Annotated in this window: 8 protein-coding genes; 5 read left to right on the forward strand and 3 right to left on the reverse strand. The window is 44.7% G+C overall.

Annotated features, from left to right (window positions below):
- Positions 1–121: 121 nt before the first annotated feature.
- Entirely contained in the window at positions 122–274 is a 153-nt protein-coding gene (locus tag VIN08_RS11170) for a hypothetical protein (RefSeq protein ID WP_331964610.1), read from the reverse strand.
- Positions 275–358: 84 nt separating this feature from the next.
- Between VIN08_RS11170 and VIN08_RS11175 the strand changes: the two genes are divergently transcribed.
- The 5 genes from VIN08_RS11175 to VIN08_RS11195 all read left to right on the forward strand — a co-directional run bounded on the left by VIN08_RS11175 (position 359) and on the right by VIN08_RS11195 (position 4963).
- The gene (locus tag VIN08_RS11175; protein WP_331964613.1) at positions 359–1678 is read left to right on the forward strand and encodes a toxin-antitoxin system YwqK family antitoxin; all 1320 of its coding nucleotides are present in this window, start codon (positions 359–361) and stop codon (positions 1676–1678) included.
- Positions 1679–1778: 100 nt separating this feature from the next.
- The gene (locus VIN08_RS11180; protein ID WP_331964616.1) at positions 1779–2741 is read left to right on the forward strand and encodes a phosphoribosylaminoimidazolesuccinocarboxamide synthase; all 963 of its coding nucleotides are present in this window, start codon (positions 1779–1781) and stop codon (positions 2739–2741) included.
- Between the two features lie 59 nt (positions 2742–2800).
- Complete coding sequence (locus tag VIN08_RS11185) at positions 2801–3178, forward strand: STAS domain-containing protein (RefSeq protein ID WP_331964619.1); 378 nt, start codon at positions 2801–2803, stop codon at positions 3176–3178.
- A gap of 71 nt (positions 3179–3249) precedes the next feature.
- Complete coding sequence (locus VIN08_RS11190) at positions 3250–4167, forward strand: ribonuclease Z (RefSeq protein WP_331964622.1); 918 nt, start codon at positions 3250–3252, stop codon at positions 4165–4167.
- A 10-nt stretch (positions 4168–4177) separates the two neighbouring features.
- Positions 4178–4963, forward strand: a complete 786-nt coding sequence (locus VIN08_RS11195) for a queuosine precursor transporter (RefSeq protein ID WP_331964625.1) — start codon at positions 4178–4180, stop codon at positions 4961–4963.
- 88 nt (positions 4964–5051) lie between these two features.
- On the opposite strand, the gene VIN08_RS11200 is transcribed toward VIN08_RS11195, so the two are convergent.
- Both VIN08_RS11200 and VIN08_RS11205 read right to left on the reverse strand, forming a co-directional pair.
- On the reverse strand, positions 5052–6116 hold the full coding sequence (locus tag VIN08_RS11200) for a type IX secretion system membrane protein PorP/SprF (protein ID WP_331964628.1): 1065 nt from the start codon (positions 6114–6116) through the stop codon (positions 5052–5054).
- Positions 6113–8176: gliding motility-associated C-terminal domain-containing protein (locus VIN08_RS11205; protein ID WP_331964631.1), on the reverse strand; the 2064-nt coding region annotated here is incomplete at its 5' end. The genes VIN08_RS11200 and VIN08_RS11205, both read right to left, overlap by 4 nt.

Below are 8176 nucleotides of genomic sequence, written 5' to 3' on the forward strand. Positions count from 1 at the left end.
CATCAATGTACTGAAGCAGAATAAAGCTGGTATAGGAGTCGCGGGAATTTGTAACGGTGGCGGAGGAGCTTCTGCGATTGTGATCGAAAATATATAAACCAAAATCCCGGGAAACCGGGATTTAATTTTTTATAGTATTGCGTGAGTCTCTGTTCTTTCCTATCTCGGCATCACGATTACCTTCACGATAAAAGTGAATGGCAAAAGCACTGGCAAAACCAACTATTGTGCTCAGAAAAACAAAAGTATAGATCGTTACAAAATCAAAAGTCATCGTTTATAACTTTGAAAGTTAGGCACGGAAGAAAATGATCGTTAAAATGCATAATTTTCAAATTCGATACAACGTTAATCACTCATGAGATTTACCGCGTTATTATTGGTGATATTTCCACTTGCTGCTGTCGCTCAGAAAGAAGTAAGAACCTATTACGATCAGCAGCAAAAACATATACAGGAAATATATACTGCTTCAAAAGAAGACGATCAAAAGATCATTGGAAAATATCTGCGCTACTATGAAAATGGAAACGTAATGGTAGAAGGTAATTTTGATGATGGCGTAAAATCAGGTCTCTTCACCGAATATCACGAGAACGGAAAACCCGCACGAAAACTTCTTTTTGTAAATGGAATGCGTCATGGTCCGGTGGAAGTCTTTAATGAAGAAGGCAAGCCAGTGCAGAAAGCATACTATCAAAACGATAAACTTACCGACAGCATTCAATACTATTTTGATAACGGCAACCTGAAGAGTGAAACATACTTTGTACAGGGAAAACCCGAAGGCATGGTGAAAGAATTTTTCCCTACAGGAAAAATCAAAAAAGAGATCACCTATAAAAACGGAAAACCCAACGGTATAACACGTACATTTTATGAAGATGGAAAAATAGAAACCGAAGCAAACTATAAAGAAGGTATACTTACCGGCTTCTATAAAAATTACTATCCCAATGGTCAGTTGGAAACTGTCTCTACCATGACTGAAGGATCGCGCAACGGTCAGTTTAAAACGTACGATCGCGAAGGACATTTACTGGTTGACGGAAATTTTCTTGCCGGAAAACTTCATGGCGATAACACCGGCTATTTTGCGGACGGCTCTGTTCAACATCGCTTCAAGTATAAAGCCGGAAGAAAGACCGGCACCAATTACGAATATTATCCTTCGGGAAAAGTGAAAGTAAAAGAGGTAGTAGCCTCCAACAACATTGACGCAACGGTTGAGGCACTGGCCGAGAACGGAGCTATACAATCTGTTAAAAAATTCAGAAGTGAAAAACCACACGGCCTATGGATCACCTACTTTGAAGACGGCAAAACATCTCACATCAAAGAGACTTACGAGAACGGAAAACTGAGTGGCCTTCGCTATACATATTTTCCTTCCGGTAAAATTCAGCGTGAAGAGACATGGAAGTTCGATCTGCTGGCAGGCCCGACAAAAACATTTTATGAAGCCGGTACCGTTGAATCCGTAACGCTATATCGATCCAGTCGCAAGCAAGGTCTGTATACCTCCTATCATTCCAATGGTCGTATTAAAGAGCAAGGTGAATACGCTGCCGACAAGAAGAATAGAGAGTGGAAAGAATATGATGAAGAGGGCAGGCTTATAAACACGTCAGTCTTCCGTGCAGGGACCCTCGTGCCTCCTGCAAAGCCCTCGAATTAAACACGTTGCAGAAGTCTGAACAGAAAGTATAAGAAGCCTTGTTCAGCGTTTCGAACTCCAAATTCTTTCGCTAATTTGCCGGCTACTATTTTCCACGCGTATGCAGGCAATCAAGGAAACCAACTTCAAATTCCCAGGCCAGACAGGATTTTATAAAGGTAAAGTCCGCGATGTTTATTATTTCGGAGATCGTATGGCGATGGTTGCCAGCGACCGTATCTCTGCTTTTGATGTGATCCTGCCCCGCGCTATTCCTGATAAAGGACGGGTTCTCAACCAGATTGCTGCTTACAACCTGCAGGCTACCAAACACCTGGTGCCTAACTGGGTAATGGCTACGCCCGATCCCAATGTTACCATTGGATTTAAATGTGAACCCTTTGCAGTCGAGATGGTGGTGCGAGGTTATCTGGCCGGCCATGCATGGCGTGAGTATCGCGCAGGCAAGCGCTCGGTTTGTGGCGTTCCGCTTCCTGAAGGACTAAAAGAAAACGATAAATTACCTCAGCCCATCATAACACCTACTACCAAAGCACATGTAGGCCATGATGAAGATATATCGCGCGAAGAAATTCTGAAGCGCGGCATTGTAAGCGAAAGTGACTACAAAACACTGGAAGAATATACCTTTAAGCTTTTCCAGAAAGGAACTGAACTGGCGGCTGAACGCGGACTGATCCTGGTGGATACCAAGTATGAATTTGGTAAACACAACGGAGTTATTTACCTGATCGATGAGGTACATACACCGGATTCGTCACGGTATTTTTATGCAGATGGATATGCCGCGCGCCAGAAAGCCGGTGAACCACAGAAGCAACTTTCAAAAGAGTTTGTACGTCAATGGCTCATTGAGAACGGATTCCAGGGAAAAGACGGCCAGCAGATACCGGAGATGACGGATGAGATCGTTAACTCTATTTCCGCACGCTATAAAGAACTTTACCAGCAGGTGCGCGGTGAAGCGCTTTCCCCGGTTGACTACTCCGGAATCACCCAAAGAATTGAGCAAAGCATTCTCAATTCAATAAATTCCGTTAACTTGGAAAGTCAGAAAATCTGAAGAATGTAACTAAATGAAGGCGGGTTTAAACAAGGTCCGATAAGCAAAATTATAGAGAGATGAAATATACGATCGATAAGCAAGAGAAGTATTGCATGCTGAAGTTGCATGAAGAGAAGTTAGACTCCAGCGTGGCTCCCGGTTTGAAATCCGAGTTGATTACCCTGCATGCTGAAGGCATGAAAAATATCATACTCGATCTGTCGGACGTAAAGTATACCGACTCATCAGGCCTGAGTGCATTGCTCGTAGGCAATCGGATTATGCAGGAAGATGGCGGTATCTTTGTACTCGCTTCTCTCTCCGACCACACGCTGAAACTCATTAAGATTTCCCAACTCGACAGTGTACTGAATATACTCCCTACTGCAGAGGAAGCTATTGATGCGGTATATATGCACGAGATCGAGAAGGATCTCAAAAGCGGAGATCACTAATCGTTAAAAAAATATTTACCCTATACGACCAAAGCTCCTCCGGGTTTTGGTCTTTTTATTTGTTCTGAAACATGAGCTTTAAAGTTACTATTCTCGGTTCAAGCGGTGCCATGCCTGCGTATGGGCGACATCCCACTGCACAACTGATCGAGATACAGAACCGGCACTTCATGGTAGATTGTGGCGAAGGTGCGCAGATGCAACTCATGCGACTGGACGTAAGCTATCATCGCATCAATCATATTTTCATCAGTCATTTGCATGGTGATCACTATCTCGGATTGATGGGCCTCATCTTCACTATGCACCTACAACGAAGAGTAAACGACCTGCATATATATAGTCATCGCGGGCTGGATGAGATCATTACCACACAGCTGCGTTACTCGCGCTCTGCCCCCTCTTTCAAGATCATTTTTCACCGACTGGAAAAAGATGAACGAAAGATCATCTTCGAAGATGAAGCGTTAACCGTGGAAACTATTCCGTTGCTGCACAAGATACGTTGCTCCGGCTTTTTATTTCGTGAGAAACCCAAGCCTCGGAGAATTGACAAGACCAGATTGCCGGAAGGTTTACTGATACAGCAAATCGCTTCCTTAAAACGAGGCGATGATATACTGGACGAAGCCGGAAGTATACTCTATAAAAATGCCGACCTCACACTTTCTCCGCGAAAGTCGCGAAGCTATGCATATTGTTCTGATACAGCGTTTCGTGAAGCTATAGCGGAACAAATACAAGGTATCGATCTGTTGTATCACGAAGCTACTTTCGCAAATGACGAAGAGTTGAAGGCGCGCGATACATTACACAGCACTGCTGCTCATGCTGCCACCATCGCAAAGATGGCTAACGTTAGCAGATTGTTGCTGGGACATTTTTCTGCACGCTATAAAGACCTGACACCTATATTGGAAGAAGCTAAACCGATCTTCCCCAATGTATACCTGGCATTGGAAGGAGAAGAATTTACAATACAGGAATAGTATATATTGTATGGAGCAAACGCTTGAACAGAAACGCAACCGCCTCTTTATTATACTGGCGGGTATATTTATCACCAACACACTGCTCGCAGAGATACTGGGCGCCAAAATATTTTCGGCAGAAGCAACGGTAGGTCTGCACCCCGCCAACCTCAGCATCCTCGGGTTTACGATGGACTTTAACCTTACGGCAGGTGTGGTTATATGGCCAGCCGTTTTTATCACTACCGATCTTGTTAATGAATACTTCGGCAAACCGGGTGTAAAACGCATCAGCTATTTGACTGCTATATTAATTGCATACGCTTTTGTCGTAATCTTTTTAACGATACACCTCCCCCCTGCTGACTGGTGGATCAGCGCCTATAGCAAAGATGCGCAAGGCAATACATTGAATATTGATTATGCTTTCGGGAAGATATTCGGGCAGGGACAGCGTATTATCATTGCATCGTTAACAGCATTTCTTATCGGGCAATTGGTAGATGTTTTTGTTTTTCACAAACTGCGTAACATCACCGGGAGTAAATATCTCTGGCTTCGTTCAACAGGTTCTACGCTCGTATCACAGTTTGTAGATAGTTTTGTAGTGCTATATATAGCCTTCTCCGGAACATTCTCTAACAAGCAGATTGTAGCCATCGGTATAACAAACTATATCTACAAGTTTGTGGTAGCAATACTTCTTACACCCCTGATATACTTTGGCCATTCGCTGATAGACCGATACCTGGGAAAAGAAAATGCAGATCAGATCTCAACCGAAGCCGCAGGGCAAAGCAAAGGTTTCTTCTAGCTTATAAGAATATTATCAGTCTCCAATAAAAAAGGATCAGGTCATTCGCCTGATCCTTTTTTATAGATATACTATACATTCAGCTTTATCAATTCCAGAAACCATCTTTGCTGTTAAAGGTAGGGCATGGAATTAATTTATACTTTCGCTTGTCACTGCGGTGGCGCGGCTTGGACGAGAACTCGTATATAATAGAAATCTCGTGCGCACCTCCGGAGGCTGTTCCCATCTTGGAGATCGTAAAGTCGTAGCTATACCCCACCGTCAGTTGACTGAAATATAGTCCGAGTGTAAGAATAAGAGCATCTTGCTGAAGCGTGTTGGCCACAGTTTGCTGGAAAGGTTTTCCTCTATACCACACACCTACCGATACAGGATCGACATGGTAGTTCACACCGAGATCCAGCTGCGAAAATGATTTACCCTGCATCCGGTAAATGAACGATGGCGTGAGGTACGACCGTCTCGAACCATTGTGCAGTCCTCCGCTCAGATCAAGTTTAGCTCCTGCATGAATCGTTGTCTTCATCGGCAGGCGGCTCTCTTCATTCAACACTGATATACTGGGTTGGTTCATGTGCGAGAATGAAGCCCCCAACCATAAACTCTTGGAGTATAACAGGAAGCCCGATCCAAAATCAAAGTAGGATGAATTTCCCAGCCGTGCCACGTCCGGGTCGAGCGATGATCCCGGTTGATCATATTCTACATCCAGGTCTTTACCCAATCGCACTTTCGTTCTGTCTATACCATTGGATCCATACCCAAAATATAGTCCGGGAGAAAACACCAGGTTCTCGGTGATCTTTACTTTATACGAATACAGTAGCCCGGCCGTTGTAGTACGCCAGCCAGCTGTTCCCATGCGATCGGTCGTTACCAGAAATCCGAAACCGCTTCGCAGCTCTTCTACAAACATATCGTACGATGCTGCATAGGTGGTAAAAGCCTTGGGCAAACTCGGCCATTGAATGCGGTAATTCATAGCCAGTCGTTGCTGAGGTGTAATGCCGGTAAAGCCCGGGTTCAAATATAGCGGGGCCTGATAATATTGTGAGAACTGCGGGTCTTGCGAAACGGCTGCTCCACACGTTACCAGCATTATGGCAATAACGCTCATCCATCGTTTCATCTTCTTCGTATTCTGCTTCATCGGATAAGTGTTACGTCCCCTACTTGTGTTGTTCGTTGTTCATCAGACAAGCGCAATGTGATTTTATATACATATACACCGGCCGGTAATAAGCGGCCATTCTTATCATAACCATCCCATCCCTGGTTCTTGTCTTTGCTTTCAAACAATAGATTTCCCCAGCGATCATATATTTCCATTTCAAATTCCTGTACACCTTCCATCAGCGGACGGAACACATCGTTGAAGAGTCCATCACTATATCCGCCACTCGGTCCGGATACATCCGGTGTAAAGGCATTCGGAATTTTTATACGTCCACCCTTCTTACCGATAATTACCTGCGTAGCGGTATCATAGCAAACAAGGTCGCCATCTATCACACCATCGCCATCCCAATCTTTCGGTCCGAAATTAAAGGCCGCTGCCAGCATGATGGTATAATTACCTTCTGTCTGGTAATAATGCACGGGCTGAAATTCGATAGACGTTTCTCCGTCATTGAAATCCCAATAGTAATTATTGGCGCGAAGTGAATTGTTGCGCATCTGTACACCTTTATCATCCGGTACATAGAGAATGGTATCCGGCACCACTTCAAATGCAGCAAACGGAGGATCCATAATTTGTATCGGTGTATTCCGGTTATCAGTCTCTGCTGATTGTCCTGTAATAGAATTGGTAGTCTTCAGGAATACCACATATTCACCCGGGCTGGATACTTTAAATATAGGTTTAACATCATTCGATGCTACCAATGTGCGTCCTGCTTTATCCTTCAACGTCCACTCATATACATCTCCCGTTGAGTTATTCTCCGTAATCGTAATGTCAGTCGGGAAACACGCGGCTTGTGGTGTATACTTGAAGTCGGCCACCAGTGGAGGAAGCAATATTTCGATCGTGATCGTTTTATCTTTGAAGCAGGTAAGTCCTGCGGCTTCCGCTACCTTGTTGGTAACTACCAGGTGTATATCTTTATCACCGATGGATGTATAGCTGATTCGCGGAGGATTGTAGCCACTGAAGGTAGCTGGTGCAGAGGCTGTACCAAACTCCCATGTATAGCGGAAGTCTACATCATTCACCGGAAGCGATGTATCCTGAAAATCGGCATAAGCAACACCACCGGTATACTGTGTAATATTGGTAGCATTGAAATCTGCCAGCATACCTCTATATACTGTTACCGGCATGATGATTTCATCCGAACATGAACCATTCGTTACCTGGTATACTATTTCATACACCACAGTTTGTGCTGTAGTATTTGTCAATGTATACTCTTGCGAGGATGGTGTGGTAAAGATGCGCTCTTCGCGAACTTCACTCGGATCGCCACCCTGCGTGCGATAGAACCAGCGGTGCGTTGTTCCACCGATCGTGGTGTTTACGAATTTTACTTTCTCGCCACTGCATATAGCATTTCTATCGCTCACGGCATTGATAAAGATAGCCGGGTAAATAGTAATATTCTGTCCGGGCGATTGTTTTGTACAAGCCGCAACGGTAGTGCTACGCGCAGTGAGTGTAACAGGCAATACTGTATTGCCGCCTACATTGGCACTGGTAAAGTTATGTGTGATCTGCCGAACAACCGGTGCGGCCGGGCCCGGTATAGCCGGAATTACCTCTTGTGCAGAACCATCGTTCCAGGTCCATACATACTCAACATCCGGGTTCATCGTCCAGGTAAAGGTATAGGTGCCTCCGCTACACTGCGCGGTGGTTGGCGCAATAGTAAAGTCCGTGTTCATGTTAACCATGCGCACCGTAACGGCTGGCGGATAGGTAGCCGGCTCACAACCGTAAAAATCTTTGAGGTGCGTTAACGTGAATGTCTTCGTAGCCGTATAGTTCAGTACCGGCACAGGTCTGTCGTCACCCCCTACCAGGCTGAACGTTGTGGTGCCATCGGTATAGTCAAAGTTATAAGGAGACTGTCCGTTGGTGAATTTGAAATCCAGTGTAAAGAATCCATTCTCACAAACTTCGCTTGGTGCTGATAATGTTGCCTGCGGCAAAGCGTGTACTACAACTTTCACTACATCAGATATATCTTCTGCACACGTTCCGGACGA

The organism is Ohtaekwangia sp. (genome assembly GCF_036568665.1).
GTDB lineage: Bacteria > Bacteroidota > Bacteroidia > Cytophagales > Cyclobacteriaceae > Ohtaekwangia.